Below are 14,285 nucleotides of genomic sequence, written 5' to 3'. Positions count from 1 at the left end.
GCGTCCAGCGCGCCAATACGAGTCGGGGGGAGACAAGAAGATGGACACGCAGTCCGATCTCATTGAAGTCACGGCCGGCCTTGTCGCCGCCTATGTCGCGGGCAACACCGTCGCGGCGGCCGACGTGCCGACGCTGATCCGCAGCGTGCACCAGGCCCTGTCGAATGTCGGAGCCAAGGTCGAGGCGTCCGAGGTCGGCCGCGAGCCGGCCGTGTCGATCCGGCGCTCCATCACCCCGGACTATCTGATCTGCCTGGAGGACGGCCGGAAGTTCAAGTCGCTGAAGCGGCACCTGCGCACCAAGTACGACCTGAGCCCCGAGCAGTACCGCGCCCGCTGGGATCTGCCGCGGGACTATCCGATGGTCGCGCCGAACTACGCCCAGGCGCGGTCCGACCTGGCCAAGCAGATGGGCCTGGGGCAGGGCGGCCGGAAACCGGCGCGCCGGGCTCGCGGCGCCTAGAGCGCGCCAGGCGCCGGTCCGATCGCGCGGCTCAGCCCGTGACGCCGATGGTCAGGACGTAGTCGGCGGTCTCGTCCCGCATCGCGGCCGATTCGGTCAGATAGACGATGATCATGTAGGCGCCGGCGACGGGCGTTCTGCCGGCATAGGTCGCGCCCATGCTCGAGCTGCTGAACAGCGGCTGGTCCACGCCGGGCGCGACGACATTGAACCGGGCCGAGGCGTTGCGGGTCCGCAGTGACGCCTTCAGCGTCTGGCCGGCGCGCACGGTGAGGGCGTAGCTCACGCCGCCGTCGGCCCGGATCGAACCGGTCACGGTCGCCGAGGACGCGCCCTTGGCGAACCGAACCTGCTCCGTCCGGAAGGGCGCTTGGGCGAGCGCCGCCGAAGACAGGCTCGAGAGGGCGAGGGCGATCAGCCCGGGCTTCCGCATTGGGGCCTCCAGCCTCCGGATGTCTCGTTCCGCCACCATAGCATGCGGGCGAGGCCATGGCGGGCGTTTCGCGCCGTCCAGGTTGCGCTCGTCGCCCCGGCGAACGCGTGAGCGGGACAGCTCGCGAACCGCCCCCGGGAGCGCCCTCGACCCATCAGCGGATTTGAGTCTGAGCGTTCATTAACCTTAGTTCAAACAATCGCTTGCGCCGCTCGGGGTCATTTTGGACATCCATTCGGCATCCCGATCGCGTCGCGATCGTTTCGCTTGAGGATTGACTCATCTCAACAAACTTAGCTGTAGGGCGCGATTTTCGCTGGCGGCGATTCGGTCCTTAAGACATAGTGAATCGTCGTGATTCCAACGGCTTGTTAAGGAATCTGAAGATGAACGCGCAGCTGAGCGCATCGGCCACGGCGGCCCGCGCTCACCAGGAGATGTTCGCCTATTGGGCGTCCCTCCGTCGGGGGGCAAGCCTCCCGTCGCGCGTCGACCTGCATCCCGCCGGCATCAAGCGCATGTTGCCGACCGTCAGCCTGATCGACGTCAAGCGCGACCTCGACGGCGCGATCGACTACCGCCTGCGCCTGGCCGGCACCGGCCTCTACTCGGTCTATGGCCGCGAGATCACCGGCCGCACCCTGGAAGACGTCTACAACAGCGCCGCCGTCGAATACTGGCGTCGCGAGCTGGACAAGGTGGTCACCGAGCGGCGCCCGGGCGTCGGGGTGCACAGCCTGGCCTGGAAGGGTTCGCCGCACATGTCGATCCTGTGGCTGCGCCTGCCCCTGGCCAGCAACGGCAAGGACGTCGACATGATCCTGGGCTACGACGCCGTGGTCGGCTCGCAGGTCAGCGACCAGCACAGCGGCATCCGCGCCGCCTGACGGCGTTTCGCGCATCGGCCGGGCAAAGAACGCCATGGCTCAGCTTGCCCTCGCCTTCCCGCCGCCTATTGTCCCCCTGCTGCCGCTTGAGGGAATCTGGGGGAAGGGCCGGGGTGACCGTCGACCGCGACGTCTTTCAGTTCATTCGCGAGCACGTGCGTTCGGTCTGGGCTCTGGAGCTGCTGCTGCGGCTCAAGCATGATCCCGAGCGCTGCTGGTCGGTCGAACAGCTGGTCGGCGACCTGCGGGCCAGCCACAGCCTGGTGACCGACAACCTGACCGCCTTCGAGGCCGCCGGACTGGTGGTCGCCGACGACCGCGGCTGCTTTCGCTACCAACCCGCCGCCCCCGTGCTGGCCAAGGTCTGCGACGACCTGGACGCGACCTACCGCACCAAACCCGTCACGGTGATTCGCTGGATCTCGGCCCCGACCGAGCGCCTGCAGTCCCTGGCCGACGCCTTCAAGTTCAAGGGGAAGGACCGATGAGCGGGCCGACCGTCGTCTACATTCTGTGCATGCTGGCCAGCATGACCTGCGCGGGCCTGCTGACCCGGGCGTGGCTGGCCAGCCGCTCGCGCCTCTTGCTATGGACCGCGATCAGCTTCGGCTTTCTGGCCCTGAACAACCTGCTGCTGGTGGCCGACCTGGTGATCTTCATCACCCAGGCGAACCTGCTGCCCTACCGCCAGGCCGCGGGCGGCCTGGCGGTCGCCACGCTGCTCTATGGCTTCATCTGGGAGGTGGACGAATGAGCGCGCCGATCACGCCGGTCGAGGGGCTGATCGCCGGCGCCCTGGCCACGGGCTTCCTGGTGGCCGGACTGTTCTTCCTGAAGTTCTGGAGCCGCACGCGCGACGGCCTGTTCCTGGCCTTCTCGGCCGCCTTCGGCCTGCTGGCGGTGAGCAACGCCCTGCCGGTGGTGCTTGGCACGCCGCAGGAAGAGCGCGGCGGTCTCTACCTGATCCGTCTGGCCGCCTTCGTGTTGATCATCGTGGCGGTGCTGGCCAAGAACCTGCGGCGCGGCGAGCGGTAGGCAATAGCCCGCTCATCCCGGCATTCGCCGGGATGAGCGGAATTTTAGCCCTCCAGGAACTGCTCCACCTCGCGCCGGCTGGGCATGGACGGCGCGGCGCCGGGCTTCTGGACCGAGAGGGCGGCGGCGGCGTTGGCCAGTTCGACGGCGTCACGCAAGTCCATGTTGGCCGCCAGGCCCGCGGCCAGGGCGCCGCAGAAGCAGTCGCCGGCCCCGGTGGTGTCGACCGCCTTGACCTTGCGGCCCTCGACCAGGAAGGCCTCGTCGCGGCGGATCGTGGCCACGCCGGCCTTGCCGAGCGTGACGATCACCGTCTGGTCCGGGCGGCTCATCAGCTTGCGGGCCACGCGGCTGATCTCCTCCAGGCGCGACGGCTCGTGGTCCAGCCGGGCGTAGGTGGCCAGTTCGGTCTGGTTGAGGATCAGGATGTCGGTCAGCGGGAACAGCGCCGCGCCCTGGGGCAGGGCGGGGGCGGCGTTGAGGATCCGCAGGGCGCCCTTGGCGACGCCGGCCCGGAACAGCGCCTCGATGGCCGGGGCGGGGGTTTCCAGCTGGCAGAGCAGCACGCGCTGGCCCTCCAGCGGCGTGGCGGCCACGTGCTGGGGGGTGAGGGTGGCGTTGGCGCCGCTGGTGACGACGATCATGTTCTCGCCGCTGGACGACACCCAGACATGGGCCTGGCCGGTCGGGATCGAGGGCAGCTCGGCGACGTCGGAGACCTGCACGCCGTAGCCGGCCAGCTTGGCCTTCAGGCTGGGTCCGCTGTCCTCCTTGCCGACCGCGCCCATCAGCCGGGTGGCCGCGCCCATGCGGGCGGCCGCGACGGCCTGGTTGGCGCCCTTGCCGCCGGGGAACAGCTCCAGCGAGATGCCGGCCACGGTCTCGCCCGGCCGCGGCAGGTCGTCGACCCGCGCCACGGCGTCCAGATTGATCGACCCCAGTACGAAAACGCCCATTGCTCTTCTTCTCAAGATTCCTCGGTCGACGCGCTTTCCTCACGCGAACCGGTTTCCACTTCGCTCGAAAGCGCTCTAGCCGCCCCCGGACCCTCGCTGGAAGCTTTCGACCAGACTGCCGGCGACGAGTCGCCAACCGTCCACTAGCACGAAGAAGATCAGCTTGAACGGTAGGCTGACCGTCGCGGGCGGCAACATCATCATGCCCATGCTCATCAGCACGCTGGCGACCACCAAGTCGATGACCAGGAACGGGATGAACAGCAGGAAGCCGATCTCGAAGGCGCGCTTGAGCTCCGAGATCATGAAGGCCGGCGTCACCACCTTCAGCGGCGTGTCGACGGCGGTCTTGGGCTTTTCGATCTTCGACAGGCGGATGAACAGGGCCAGGTCGTCCTGGTCGACCTGGCGCAGCATGAACACCTTGACCGGGGCGGAGGCGGCGTCGAAGGCCTCGGGCATCTCGATCTGCTTGTCGAGCAGCGGTTTGATCCCGTCGTCGTAGGACTTCTCGAAGGTCGGGCCCATGACGATGGCGGTCAGGAACAGCGCCAGGCTGATGATCACCGGGTTGGGCGGGCTCTGCTGGACGCCGATGGCCGTGCGCAGCAGGCCCAGCACCACCACGATCCGCACGAACGAGGTGGTCATGATCACGATCGACGGCGCCAGGCTGAGCACGGTCAGCAGGCCGACCATCTGCACCACGCGCTCGGACAGGCCCGCGCCGGTGCCGAGGTCGACATTGATCGCCGACTGGGCGGTGGCCACGGCGGGGCCGATCACGGTGACCAGTCCGGCCAGGATCGAGATGATGGCGGCCTGGCGAAGGTCCTTGGGGTCGGCGCCGTTGATCAGCTTGAGCAGGCGGCGCATCAGACCACGATCTCCCCAGAGGACCTGGAAGGGGGCTTGGAAGCGGGTTTGGGCGGGGCGGGGGGCTTCTTCGCCTTGCTAGGGCCCCAGTCCAGCAGTTGGCCTTCGCCCAGCATCAGCAGGCGCTCTTCGCCGTCCAGCGTGAACAGCACCAGGCGGCGGGTCGGGTCCAGGACCAGGGTCTCGACCACCCGCAGGCGGCGGTCCTTGCGCAGGGCGGTGATGCGCGACATGGCGTCGGGCCCGAACTTGCGCAGGGCCACGCCTGCCAGTCCGACCAGGCCCAGGGTGACGGCCAGGGCGGCGACGGCGCGGATCAGTTCGAAGATGTCCATGACGCCTGGCTGAAGCGAAGAAGGGGGTCGGAACGAGGAAAGAAAACGAGTCGCGAAGGAGAATAGCGCAGGGCGCGGCGCGGAGCCGCACCCCTGATGTGCCGCACGGTCCTTAATGCCCAATTAACCCTGTTTCTTCACCATGAGCGACATGGGTCCCGACGACATTCCCCTTTTCGCGATGCTGAAGAGCCGCATGGGCTATCTGTCCCAGCGGCAGAAGGTCATCGCGCAAAACGTCGCCAACGCCGACACGCCGGAATACCAGCCGCGCGACCTGAAGACCTACAGTTTCAAGGCGACCTTGGACCAGCAGGCGACGGGCCAGCCCTATCGCGGCGGACCGGTTTCGCCGACGGCGACCAGCGGCGTGCAGATGATGGCCACCAGCGCCGCCCACATCGCCCCGCTCAAGACGGTCAGCCCGTGGCGCGCGCCGGAAGGCCAGGACACCGAGACCACCCTCGACGGCAATTCGGTGACGCTCGAGGACCAGATGCTCAAGATGACCGACGCGCGGATGAACTACGACGCGGCGGTCGGCTTCTACCAAAAGTCCATGCAGATGCTGAAGACGTCCACGCGTCGGCCGGGCGGCTAAGGGAAACGACTAGATGACCGAGATCCGCTCCCAGTCGATGGCGACCATGGCCATCGCCGCCAGCGCCCTGAAGGCCCAACAGGGCCGGATGCGGGTGATCGCCGAGAACATCGCCAACGCCAATTCGACGGCCCGCACGGCCGGCGGCGATCCCTATCGCCGCCAGGTGCCGGTGTTCAAGCCGACCCAGGTGGCCGGCGGCGAAGGCGTGTCGATGGCCAAGGTCGATCCGGACCGCAGCGACTTCCGCACCGAGTACGACCCCGGCAACCCGGCCGCCGACGCCAAGGGCTACGTCAAGCTGCCCAACGTCGACACCCTGGTCGAGGCGCTGGACATGAAGGAGGCGCAGCGCGCCTACGAAGCCAACATGAACGTCATCGAGACCTCGCGCGCCATGGAAGCGCGCACGCTCGACATCCTGCGCAAGTAAGGGGCTAGCCCATGATCACCGCGCTCGCGGCCGCCAAGGCCTACGCCGCCCAGGGCTCGATGGCCATGCCGTCGATCGGCGGCTCCGACACGCCCAACAAGGGCATGGACTTCGGCGCTCTAGTGCGGTCGGCCATGACCGACACCCTGCACCAGACCCGCGCGGCCGAGACGAAGATGGCCCAGCAGGCGGCCGGCAAGGCCGAGCTGATCGACGTCGTCACCGCCATCTCCTCGGCCGAGGCCAGCCTCGACACGGTGATGGCCGTGCGCGACCAGGTGATCTCGGCCTACCAGGAAATCATGCGGATGCCGATCTAGGGGCCGGCCAACCGCCGTTCGGGTTCGGAAGCGAAAAACCTCGTCCTTCGACAAGCTCAGGATGAGGTTTTCTACTGCCACCGCCTGCACTTGGTCCTCATCCTGAGCTTGTCGAAGGACGAGGACCACGCACCACGCTTGAATATCGACGCCCCCTACCGCCCGACGACCGCGAGGCGATCCTTCAGTTTCAGGAACGGGGTCTCGAGGAACCTGAAGGACAGCTGCGCCAGCAGGACGATCAGGGCGACGGCGAGGATCACCCCCATCGCGCGTCCCGGGACGCTGGTCGACAGACCTGGCGCGTATCGATCCAGGGCTGGCATCAGCACCCAGAAGACCAGCGAAAGCCCGAAGGCGTGGAACATGTAGAGGCCGTAGGAGATGCGGCCGCCGCGGACGATCGGCGCCGGAACCGCGTCCGCCCTCACGCCCAGGACCGATAGGAAGACCGCCACGGTCCCCGCCAGGATCAGCCCCCAGCCGGCGAGCGCCAGGATCGCCGACGGCGATTGCGGGTCCCAGCTGCGCACCCCGCAGACGCGCACCGCGACCAGCCAGCAGGCCAGCCCGGCCAGCGCCAGCGCCAGTCGGGTCGGCCAGGCCCAGCTTGGGACGCGCCCCTTCAGCAGGATGGAGAGCAGGCAGCCGGCGGCGAAGAACTGATACTGCACCAAGCCGTTGGTCCATTGGCCGTTGTCGCCGGCCACGGGATGCCGCGCATACAGCCAGATCGTCCCGTAGGCCGCGACCAGGGCGACGACGGCCAGCCATCCCATGGCGCGTCGGCCGCCCCAGGCCAGGACCAGGGGCACGAGAAGGTAGAACTGTTCCTCGACCGAGATGCTCCACAGCGGATCGACCGGACCCGCCACCCAGCCCTTCAGGGCGACGTGCCAATTGCCGTAGAACAGGGCGAAGGCCGCGAACTGGTCGGGGCGCGCCGGACCGAAGCCCGGCCTCAGGTGGTCCAGCGCCGTCAGGCCCAGCAGGACGGCGAAGTAGAGCGGCCAGATTCGCAGGATCCGGCGTCCGTAGAACGCCCCCACGCCGATCTTGCCGGTCGCGTCGCGCTCCCGGGTCAGCAGCTCGGTGATCAGGAAGGCGCTCAGCAGGAAGAACACCGGAACGCCGAACGCGCCCGTCCACAGCGCGTCCCGAAGCCAGGAGCCTTCGGCGGCCAGCGGCAGGTAGTCTGGAAGGTGAAAGGCCAGCACCAGGCCAAAGGCCGCGAGCCGCAGCCCATCCAACTCTGGTCGATTGTAACGCACGCCGCCCCTCCCGAGCCCACTAAGCGGGGTCTTTGGAGGTGCAAACAAATGCAAATTTCTGAGTCATGCAACAGGAATGGCCTCGGAAAATAACGTATTTCTTCCGCAAATCTTTTCATAAACTCCGACCAGCCTGGCGGAGCGGCGGGCGCGGACCGGCGCCGCACCGCGGATTCGGACGCGGACCATTTTTCATGTGGTCCTCGCGGCCGTCATTGACGGACGCCGCCCATCGCGATATTTAAGCAAATGCTTTAATATCTTACTGGTCGCAAACGTGCAGTCTTTTCAGCCTCTTAGTGACGCCTTCGCGGCCCTGGGCGACGAAACCCGGCTGGCGATCCTCAGTCGGCTGGCCAGCGAAGGCGACATGACCGTGCAGGAGATCGCCCGGCCCTTCGCCATGAGCCTGCCGGCGGTGTCGCAACACCTGAAGGTGCTGGAGCGCGCCGGGCTGATCGCGCGGGGGCGCGACGGCCAGAAGCGCCCCTGCAGCCTGAACGCCGAGCGCCTGGCCGAGACTGCGCGATGGTTCGATCACACGCGCGCCGCCTGGGAAGCGCGGCTCGACCGGCTGGAGCGCTTCCTCGCGCAACCGCAATCCCCACGACCAACCGTCTCGAAAGGTGAAGACCATGAGCCATGACCCCCGCGCGACCTGGGCGCTCGACCGCGAGGTCGTGCTGTGCCGCGTGATCGCCGCGCCGCGCGCCCGCGTGTTCGAGGCCTTCACCGATCCGGGCCAGATCACGCGGTGGTTCGGGCCGGAGGGCTTCACGACCGAGACCCTGGAGATCGACATCCGCGAAGGCGGCCGCTGGCGGTTCGTCTACACCGGCCCGGACGGCACGCGCTGGGACAACCGCATGGTGTTCCTGCGCATCGAGGCGCCGAGGCTGTTGGAGATGGAGCATGGCTCGGACATCGACGACGACCCCGCGCGGTTCCACACGACGATCACCTTCGATGAACAGGGCGACGGCAAATGCGTGCTGACCATGCGCCAACTGCTCCCGACGAAGGAGCAGCGCGAGACCGTCATCGGCTTCGGCGCGGTGGAATTGGGGTACCAGACCCTCGACAAGCTGGCCCGGCACCTGGGCGTGGGGTGATCCGCCGGCGCGTTCGGTGTGTCCCGAACGCGCCGTGGCGTCTCAGTGCGAGATCGTGACGTCCAGGTGCGGGATCGCCGTGATCCAGGCCGCGCTCAAGGCCCAGGCCTGGTCCACCAGCTGGTGGATGTCGATCATGCCGCGCGCCGTGGCGATCATGCCGCCCCAGACCAGGGCGTTGAGCAGCACCATCACCACCACGGCCCAGCGCAGCGGGGCGAGGGCGCCGCGGGCGCGCTTGCGGGCTGAGGTGACGCGGGCGTCGAACAGGCGGGCGGCGAGGGCGGCGGCCATGGGAATCTCCAGTGAGCGTTCGCCTCGCGTCGAACCATGCGCGGGGAATCAGCTGTCGCATTAGGCTTCCCACGCCGCGCGTTCTGACTGACTGTGACAGGACGTCCCTGCGACAGGGCGCCGCTTGTTCGCCTTCGGGAGCCGCATGACCGACGCCATCGTTCTGGACCAGGTGCGCAAGGCCTATGACGGCGCGACCGTTCTCGAACCCACCAGCCTGTCCATCACGCAAGGCCAGTTCGTGGCCCTGGTCGGCGGATCGGGCGCGGGCAAGACCACCCTGCTCAAGACGATCAACGGCCTGGTCGAGACCGACGGCGGCCGGGTGCTGATCGACGGGGCGGCGACCGCCGACCTCGACGGGCCGACCCTTCGCCGGCGGATCGGCTATGTGTTCCAGGAGGTGGGCCTGTTCCCGCACCTGACCGTGGCCGAGAACATCGCCATCGTCCCGACCCTGCTGGGCTGGGAGCCCGCCGCGACCGCCGCGCGGACCGCCGAGCTGCTCGACCTGGTCGCCCTGCCCCGGGAGGTCGCCGCGCGCCGGCCCGCCGCCCTGTCCGGCGGCCAGCGCCAGCGGGTGGGCGTGGCGCGGGCCCTGGCGGCCAAGCCCTCGATCCTGCTGATGGACGAGCCGTTCGGGGCGCTGGATTCGGTGACCCGCGTCGCCCTGGCCGACGACGTGCGCCGGCTGCACGACCAGCTGGGCCTGACCACGGTGATGGTCACCCACGACATCGCCGAGGCCGTGCTGCTGGCCGACCGGATCGTGGTGATGGCGGCGGGGCGGGTGATCGCCGACGACACGCCTCGGGCCCTGCTGGCCGGCCATCCCGACCCGGCCGTCGAGGCCTTGATGCAGGCGCCGCGCCGCCAGGCCGCCCGGATGCGGGAGATCGCCGGTGAATAGCGGCCTGCTGTCCCTGCTTCCGGATCTTTCTTTGCTACCAGGGCGCCTGGCCTGGCACGTCGTCCTGTCGGCGGCCGCCCTGGCGCTCGGCCTGCTGATCGCCCTGCCGCTGGGCGTGCTGGCCGCCCGCAGCCCGCGCCTGCGCTGGCCGTCCCTGGCCCTGGCGGGGCTGGTGCAGACCATCCCCAGCCTGGCCTTGCTGGCCCTGTTCTATCCGCTGCTGCTGTTGCTCTCGAACCTGGCCAGGGGCGCGTTCGGTCACGGCTTCTCGGCCCTGGGCTTCCTGCCGTCGCTGCTGGCCCTGACCCTCTATTCGATGCTGCCGATCCTGCGGAACACCGTGACCGGCCTGACGGGCGTGGATCCGGCGGTGGTCGAGGCGGCGCGCGGCGTGGGCATGACCGACCGCCAGCGGCTGTGGCGCGTCGAGCTGCCCCTGGCCGCGCCGGTGATCATGGCCGGGGTGCGCACGGCGGCGGTGTGGACCATCGGGGCGGCGACCCTGTCGACGCCGGTAGGCCAGACCTCGCTGGGCGACTACATCTTCTCGGGCCTGCAGACCGAGAACTGGGCCATGGTCCTGACCGGCTGCGTCGCCTCGGCCGGGCTGGCCCTGGTCGTCGACCAACTGCTGGGCCTGATCGAGCGCGGGACCGAGCGGCGCGATCGGCGGCTGTGGGGCGCGGGGCTGCTGGGCCTGGCCGTCGGCCTGGCCGTGGCCGTCGCGCCCCTGGCCGCCGACTTGGCGCCGCGCCCGGCCCGCTACGTGATCGGGGCCAAGAACTTCTCCGAGCAGTACATCCTGGCCGAGCTGATGGCCGACCGGCTGGAGGGGCGGGGCGGGCAGGTGACCCGCAAGATCAACCTCGGCTCGGCGGTCGCCTACCGGGCCTTGGCCGCCGGCGAGATCGACGCCTATGTCGACTATTCCGGCACGCTGTGGGCCAACGTCCTGGGCCGCGAGGACAACCCCGGGCGCGCCGCCGTGCTGGACGGCCTGCGCGCCGAGCTGAAGCGCCGCGACGGCGTGGTGCTGCTGGCCCCGCTGGGCTTCGAGAACGCCTACGCCCTGGCCATGCGCCGCGACCGCGCCGAGGCGCTGGGGATCAGGACCCTGGCCGACCTGGCCGCCAAGGCTCCGCGGCTGACCATGGGCGGCGACCTGGAGTTCTTCTCGCGCCCCGAATGGACCAGCGTGGAAACGACCTACGGCCTGCGCTTCAAGGCCAAGCGCCAGTTCCAGCCGACCTTCATGTACCGCGCCCTCGGCTCGGGCGAGGCCGACGTGATCTCGGCCTTCTCCAGCGACGGCCGCATCGCCGCCGACGACCTGGTGGTGCTGGGCGACCCGAAGGGCGCGCTGCCGCCCTATGACGCGGTGTTGCTGATCGCGCCGGGCCGGGCGGGGGACCGGCGGCTGCGGGACGCGCTGGAAGATCTGAATGGCGCGATCAGCGTCGAGGCGATGCGAAAGGCCAACTTCTCGGTCGATCGGGATGCGGGGAAAGTCTCGCCGAGCGAGGCGGCGCGGGCGCTGGAGGCGGAGCTCAAACACTGACCTTTTGATCCGCGGATTTTTGGAATGCCTCAATCCTCGTCCAGCGAAACCGGGATCGTCAGCCCGCGCTTGACCACGCCCAACGCCACGTTGGTGGTGAACTTGCGGACGTTGGGGTTCTCGATGGTCAGGCGGGCCATCAGGGCGTCGTAGGTCTCGGTGTCCGGCGCGGTGACCACCAGAATGAAGTCGGCCTCGCCGGTCACGTAGAAGGCCTGCTGCACGTGCTCCTGGCCCGCCAGCCAGGTCCGCAGCTGGGTCAGCAGTTCGGGCCGGTCGCGCTCGACCTCCAGCGAGACGATGAAGAAGGTCGGCCGTCCCACCTTGCGCGGTTCGAGGATGGCGGTCTGGCGGACGATGACGCCGGACTCCTTCAGCTTGCGCAGGCGGCGCTGCACGGCCGAGGGCGACAGGGCCACCCGCTGGGCCAGGTCTTCCGACGTCCGGCCCGCGTCCTCCTGGACCAGGTTCAGAAGCTGGCGATCGAAGCGGTCGAGTTTCATGGTCGCCAGCCTATGCGAAAACAACGCGCGAGAACGCCGAATTTCCGCGTTTCGCCGGCCGTCTTCGCCGCCAAACGCCGCGTTGGCGCGGCTACACGTCACGGCGTCGTTTCACTCCCCTGAAAGGTCGCTCCCTTGCTCGATCACCTCGAAATCCGCACCCGCCGCCTGGACGACTGCGTCGCCTTCTACCAGCAGGTCCTGGAGCCCACCGGCTATCGCCTGGTCGTGGACGGTCCCAAGAAGGGCTTCGGCTCGAACGGCGGCCGGCTCGACTTCTGGATCGTCGAGGGCGAGCCGTCGCTGGACGTGCACTACGCCTTCCTCGCCGCCGACCGCGCCGCCGTCGACCGCGCCTACGGCCGGTCCGGCGAAAACGGCGGCGTCCAGGAGCGCGCCCCGGCCGTGCTGCCGCAGATCCATCCGCACTACTATGCCGGCTTCGCCCACGATCCGGACGGCCGGCTGATCGAGTTCGTCAGCCACGTCCCCGTCTAGGCGGGGCGGACGAAAACGCCCGGCGAGGGTCAGTTCCGGCTTGCGACGGTTTTGTGACGATGCTTGTTGGCGCGGATGTTCAGCCTGCCCAAAACCGTCGCCCGCAAAGCCGCCGCCCTGGCGGCCCTGACCGCCGCTCTCCTGGCCGCCCCGCTCGCGCCGGCCCTTGCCGCGCCGGTCGCGGCGCCCAAGCCGAAGCTGGTGGTGGTGATCTCGATCGACCAGTTCAGCGCCAGCCTGTTCGAGCAATACCGCGCCGACTTCCACGGTGGGCTGGGCCGGCTGGCGCGGCAGGGGACGGTCTATCCCAGCGGCTACCAGTCGCACGGCATGACCGAGACCTGCCCGGGCCACTCGACCCTGCTGACCGGCAAGTATCCCAACAAGACCGGCGTCGTCGCCAACGACTTCTACGACCTGGCGACGGGCAAGAAGACCTACTGCCTGGACGACCCGTCGGTGACCCTGGCCAACGATCCGTCGGGCGGCGGCCGCCTGGTCAGCCCCAAGCTGCTGATGGCCACCACCTATGGCGACTGGCTCAAGGCGGTGTCGCCGGCCAGCAAGGTCTATGCGGTGTCGGGCAAGGACCGCGGCGCGATCAACATGGCCGGCCACCAGGCCGACGGCGTGTTCTGGCTGGAGACGCGGTTCGGCATGACCACCTGGGTGGAACCGGGCCAGGACGCCAAGGCGCGGCTGGCGCCGGTGGCGGCGTTCAACGCCAAACTCGTCGCCGACCAGAAGAAGAAGCCGTTCGTCTGGACCTATGCCGACAAGCGCTGCAAGGCGCTGGAGAGCGACTACGTCACCGGCGGACGGGCCTGGCGCGCGGCCCTGCCTCGACCGGCCGCCACGGACGAGGCGGGCGTCACCAACGACCTGTCGATCAGCCCCTATACCGACCGCGTGACCCTGGAGGCCGCCCAGGCCCTGCGCGAAGAATTCAAGCTGGGCGACGGCGAGGCCACCGACGTGCTGACGATCAGCCTGTCGGCCACCGACTTCATCGGCCACCGCTACGGCGCCAAGGGACCGGAGATGTGCGACCACCTGCTGCGTCTGGACGACCGGCTGGGCGCGTTCCTCGACGGCCTGGGCAAGGTCAAGGGCCAGGTCCTGGTCGTGCTGGCCGCCGACCACGGCGGTTCGGACTTCCCTGAGCGGCTGGCCCAGCAGGGCTACGACGCCGGCCGCGTGCCGTCGATCCCGTGGATGAAGGCGCTGAACGCTCAGGTCCGCGACGAACTGAAGCTCGACTACGACCCGCTGGTTCAGGCCGGCGGCATCGAGTCGCTGTACGTGGTCGGGGCCGACGGCAAGACGCCGACGGCGCTGGACCGGGCCCGCGTGGTCGCCGCGGCGCTGGCGATCCTGGCCAAGCGCCCGGAGGTCTACGAGGCCTACGACGCCAACACCCTGTTGACCGCCGCCGCCCCGCCCAAGGGAACGCCGCCGGACGAGATCAGCGTCGCCGAGCGCATGCGCCGCAGCGCCTATCCCGGCCGGGTGGGCGACATCCTGGTGGCCTTCAAGCCTTACCAGACCTTGGCGGCGGCGGGCGCGACCTATGTGGCCAGCCACGGCAGCCCCTGGGACTACGACCGCCGGGTGCCGATCCTGTTCTGGTGGAAGGGCGGCCCGGCGCGCGAACGGGTGCTGCCGATCGAGACGGTCGACATCGCCCCGACGCTGGCGGCGGTCACCGGCGTGCCGGCCCCGGCCGACGTCGACGGACGATGCCTGCCGCTGGGGGCGGGGCCTGGCTGCTAGTCTGGGACTCGCTCACCCGCTCCTCAC

21 protein-coding genes are annotated in these 14,285 nt (G+C 69.1%); 14 read left to right on the top strand and 7 right to left on the bottom strand.

All coding sequences use genetic code 11. The annotated features are described in order from the left end of the window. The first annotated feature begins 40 nt into the window (after positions 1-40). On the top strand, positions 41-463 hold the full coding sequence (locus ASD38_RS08860; RefSeq protein WP_056459359.1) for a MucR family transcriptional regulator: 423 nt from the start codon (positions 41-43) through the stop codon (positions 461-463). A gap of 31 nt (positions 464-494) precedes the next feature. Here the strand turns inward: ASD38_RS08860 and ASD38_RS08855 are convergent, their stop codons facing one another. Further along, a complete protein-coding gene (locus ASD38_RS08855; protein ID WP_056459356.1) occupies positions 495-896 on the bottom strand; it encodes a hypothetical protein in 402 nt (133 codons plus the stop codon). A 380-nt stretch (positions 897-1,276) separates the two neighbouring features. Here ASD38_RS08855 and mopJ point away from each other — a divergent pair, with 380 nt between their 5' ends. The 4 genes from mopJ (at position 1,277) to ASD38_RS08835 (ending at position 2,818) form a co-directional block, all read left to right on the top strand. Continuing rightward, entirely contained in the window at positions 1,277-1,783 is a 507-nt protein-coding gene (gene mopJ, locus ASD38_RS08850) for a motility/cell cycle regulatory protein MopJ (RefSeq protein ID WP_156390648.1), read from the top strand. A gap of 113 nt (positions 1,784-1,896) precedes the next feature. Then, entirely contained in the window at positions 1,897-2,271 is a 375-nt protein-coding gene (locus tag ASD38_RS08845; RefSeq protein WP_056441906.1) for a hypothetical protein, read from the top strand. Next, positions 2,268-2,537 (top strand): DUF5985 family protein, encoded by a 270-nt coding sequence (locus ASD38_RS08840; protein WP_056441904.1) that lies wholly within the window; start codon positions 2,268-2,270, stop codon positions 2,535-2,537. Before ASD38_RS08845 ends, ASD38_RS08840 begins: the two co-directional genes overlap by 4 nt. Then, positions 2,534-2,818: a DUF5985 family protein gene (locus tag ASD38_RS08835; RefSeq protein WP_056441901.1), complete on the top strand. Its 285-nt coding sequence runs from the start codon at positions 2,534-2,536 to the stop codon at positions 2,816-2,818. Before ASD38_RS08840 ends, ASD38_RS08835 begins: the two co-directional genes overlap by 4 nt. Before the next feature lie 44 nt (positions 2,819-2,862). On the opposite strand, the gene ASD38_RS08830 is transcribed toward ASD38_RS08835, so the two are convergent. The 3 genes from ASD38_RS08830 to ASD38_RS08820 form a co-directional block, all read right to left on the bottom strand. Further along, positions 2,863-3,774, bottom strand: coding sequence for a ribokinase (locus ASD38_RS08830; protein ID WP_056441898.1), 912 nt, complete (start codon positions 3,772-3,774; stop codon positions 2,863-2,865). Between the two features lie 75 nt (positions 3,775-3,849). Beyond that, entirely contained in the window at positions 3,850-4,650 is an 801-nt protein-coding gene (gene fliP / locus ASD38_RS08825) for a flagellar type III secretion system pore protein FliP (RefSeq protein ID WP_442857021.1), read from the bottom strand. After that, the gene (locus ASD38_RS08820) at positions 4,650-4,985 is read right to left on the bottom strand and encodes a flagellar biosynthetic protein FliO (RefSeq protein ID WP_056459350.1); all 336 of its coding nucleotides are present in this window, start codon (positions 4,983-4,985) and stop codon (positions 4,650-4,652) included. The genes fliP and ASD38_RS08820 overlap by 1 nt, the downstream gene beginning before the upstream one ends. Before the next feature lie 151 nt (positions 4,986-5,136). Here ASD38_RS08820 and flgB point away from each other — a divergent pair, with 151 nt between their 5' ends. From flgB to fliE, 3 genes are read left to right on the top strand one after another with little or no spacing between them, the layout of a single operon-like run. Next, positions 5,137-5,586: a flagellar basal body rod protein FlgB gene (gene flgB / locus ASD38_RS08815; protein ID WP_056459655.1), complete on the top strand. Its 450-nt coding sequence runs from the start codon at positions 5,137-5,139 to the stop codon at positions 5,584-5,586. A gap of 13 nt (positions 5,587-5,599) precedes the next feature. After that, complete coding sequence (gene flgC, locus ASD38_RS08810; RefSeq protein WP_056441888.1) at positions 5,600-6,019, top strand: flagellar basal body rod protein FlgC; 420 nt, start codon at positions 5,600-5,602, stop codon at positions 6,017-6,019. Positions 6,020-6,030: 11 nt separating this feature from the next. Further along, positions 6,031-6,339, top strand: coding sequence for a flagellar hook-basal body complex protein FliE (gene fliE, locus ASD38_RS08805; RefSeq protein ID WP_056459347.1), 309 nt, complete (start codon positions 6,031-6,033; stop codon positions 6,337-6,339). 155 nt (positions 6,340-6,494) lie between these two features. On the opposite strand, the gene ASD38_RS08800 is transcribed toward fliE, so the two are convergent. After that, positions 6,495-7,610, bottom strand: a complete 1,116-nt coding sequence (locus tag ASD38_RS08800) for an acyltransferase family protein (protein ID WP_162252135.1) — start codon at positions 7,608-7,610, stop codon at positions 6,495-6,497. A gap of 277 nt (positions 7,611-7,887) precedes the next feature. On the opposite strand from ASD38_RS08800, the gene ASD38_RS08795 reads away from it, so the two are divergent. Next, a complete protein-coding gene (locus ASD38_RS08795; RefSeq protein ID WP_056441881.1) occupies positions 7,888-8,256 on the top strand; it encodes an ArsR/SmtB family transcription factor in 369 nt (122 codons plus the stop codon). Continuing rightward, complete coding sequence (locus ASD38_RS08790; RefSeq protein ID WP_056441879.1) at positions 8,246-8,722, top strand: SRPBCC family protein; 477 nt, start codon at positions 8,246-8,248, stop codon at positions 8,720-8,722. Before ASD38_RS08795 ends, ASD38_RS08790 begins: the two co-directional genes overlap by 11 nt. Before the next feature lie 42 nt (positions 8,723-8,764). Here the strand turns inward: ASD38_RS08790 and ASD38_RS08785 are convergent, their stop codons facing one another. Then, positions 8,765-9,016: a hypothetical protein gene (locus ASD38_RS08785; protein WP_056441877.1), complete on the bottom strand. Its 252-nt coding sequence runs from the start codon at positions 9,014-9,016 to the stop codon at positions 8,765-8,767. Between the two features lie 145 nt (positions 9,017-9,161). Here ASD38_RS08785 and ASD38_RS08780 point away from each other — a divergent pair, with 145 nt between their 5' ends. Then, positions 9,162-9,926, top strand: a complete 765-nt coding sequence (locus ASD38_RS08780) for an ATP-binding cassette domain-containing protein (protein WP_056459651.1) — start codon at positions 9,162-9,164, stop codon at positions 9,924-9,926. After that, a complete protein-coding gene (locus tag ASD38_RS08775) occupies positions 9,919-11,484 on the top strand; it encodes a glycine betaine ABC transporter substrate-binding protein (protein ID WP_056459342.1) in 1,566 nt (521 codons plus the stop codon). Before ASD38_RS08780 ends, ASD38_RS08775 begins: the two co-directional genes overlap by 8 nt. Positions 11,485-11,513: 29 nt before the next feature. Here ASD38_RS08775 and ASD38_RS08770 read toward each other — a convergent pair whose 3' ends face one another. Continuing rightward, the gene (locus ASD38_RS08770; RefSeq protein WP_056441875.1) at positions 11,514-11,987 is read right to left on the bottom strand and encodes an Lrp/AsnC family transcriptional regulator; all 474 of its coding nucleotides are present in this window, start codon (positions 11,985-11,987) and stop codon (positions 11,514-11,516) included. Between the two features lie 135 nt (positions 11,988-12,122). Here ASD38_RS08770 and ASD38_RS08765 point away from each other — a divergent pair, with 135 nt between their 5' ends. Both ASD38_RS08765 and phoY read left to right on the top strand, forming a co-directional pair. Beyond that, positions 12,123-12,485, top strand: a complete 363-nt coding sequence (locus ASD38_RS08765) for a VOC family protein (protein WP_056441872.1) — start codon at positions 12,123-12,125, stop codon at positions 12,483-12,485. A 75-nt stretch (positions 12,486-12,560) separates the two neighbouring features. Next, on the top strand, positions 12,561-14,258 hold the full coding sequence (phoY, locus tag ASD38_RS08760) for an alkaline phosphatase PhoY (RefSeq protein ID WP_056441869.1): 1,698 nt from the start codon (positions 12,561-12,563) through the stop codon (positions 14,256-14,258). Positions 14,259-14,285 lie beyond the last annotated feature (27 nt).

It is taken from the genome of Caulobacter sp. Root487D2Y, assembly GCF_001427165.1.
Taxonomy (GTDB): Bacteria; Pseudomonadota; Alphaproteobacteria; order Caulobacterales; family Caulobacteraceae; genus Caulobacter.
Note: the sequence above shows the minus strand (reverse complement) of the source record. Positions and strands in the feature narration are given on the sequence as shown.

Bases quoted from the DNA above. Each gene is read 5' to 3' on its own strand.
- ASD38_RS08860 (WP_056459359.1), top strand. From the start codon at position 41: ATGGACACGCAGTCCGATCTCATTGAAGTCACGGCCGGCCTTGTCGCC.
- ASD38_RS08855 (WP_056459356.1), bottom strand. From the start codon at position 896: ATGCGGAAGCCCGGGCTGATCGCCCTCGCCCTCTCGAGCCTGTCTTCG.
- ASD38_RS08840 (WP_056441904.1), top strand. From the start codon at position 2,268: ATGAGCGGGCCGACCGTCGTCTACATTCTGTGCATGCTGGCCAGCATG.
- ASD38_RS08835 (WP_056441901.1), top strand. From the start codon at position 2,534: ATGAGCGCGCCGATCACGCCGGTCGAGGGGCTGATCGCCGGCGCCCTG.
- ASD38_RS08830 (WP_056441898.1), bottom strand. From the start codon at position 3,774: ATGGGCGTTTTCGTACTGGGGTCGATCAATCTGGACGCCGTGGCGCGG.
- fliP (WP_442857021.1), bottom strand. From the start codon at position 4,650: ATGCGCCGCCTGCTCAAGCTGATCAACGGCGCCGACCCCAAGGACCTT.
- ASD38_RS08820 (WP_056459350.1), bottom strand. From the start codon at position 4,985: ATGGACATCTTCGAACTGATCCGCGCCGTCGCCGCCCTGGCCGTCACC.
- flgB (WP_056459655.1), top strand. From the start codon at position 5,137: ATGGGTCCCGACGACATTCCCCTTTTCGCGATGCTGAAGAGCCGCATG.
- flgC (WP_056441888.1), top strand. From the start codon at position 5,600: ATGACCGAGATCCGCTCCCAGTCGATGGCGACCATGGCCATCGCCGCC.
- fliE (WP_056459347.1), top strand. From the start codon at position 6,031: ATGATCACCGCGCTCGCGGCCGCCAAGGCCTACGCCGCCCAGGGCTCG.
- ASD38_RS08790 (WP_056441879.1), top strand. From the start codon at position 8,246: ATGAGCCATGACCCCCGCGCGACCTGGGCGCTCGACCGCGAGGTCGTG.
- ASD38_RS08785 (WP_056441877.1), bottom strand. From the start codon at position 9,016: ATGGCCGCCGCCCTCGCCGCCCGCCTGTTCGACGCCCGCGTCACCTCA.
- ASD38_RS08780 (WP_056459651.1), top strand. From the start codon at position 9,162: ATGACCGACGCCATCGTTCTGGACCAGGTGCGCAAGGCCTATGACGGC.
- ASD38_RS08770 (WP_056441875.1), bottom strand. From the start codon at position 11,987: ATGAAACTCGACCGCTTCGATCGCCAGCTTCTGAACCTGGTCCAGGAG.
- phoY (WP_056441869.1), top strand. From the start codon at position 12,561: ATGTTCAGCCTGCCCAAAACCGTCGCCCGCAAAGCCGCCGCCCTGGCG.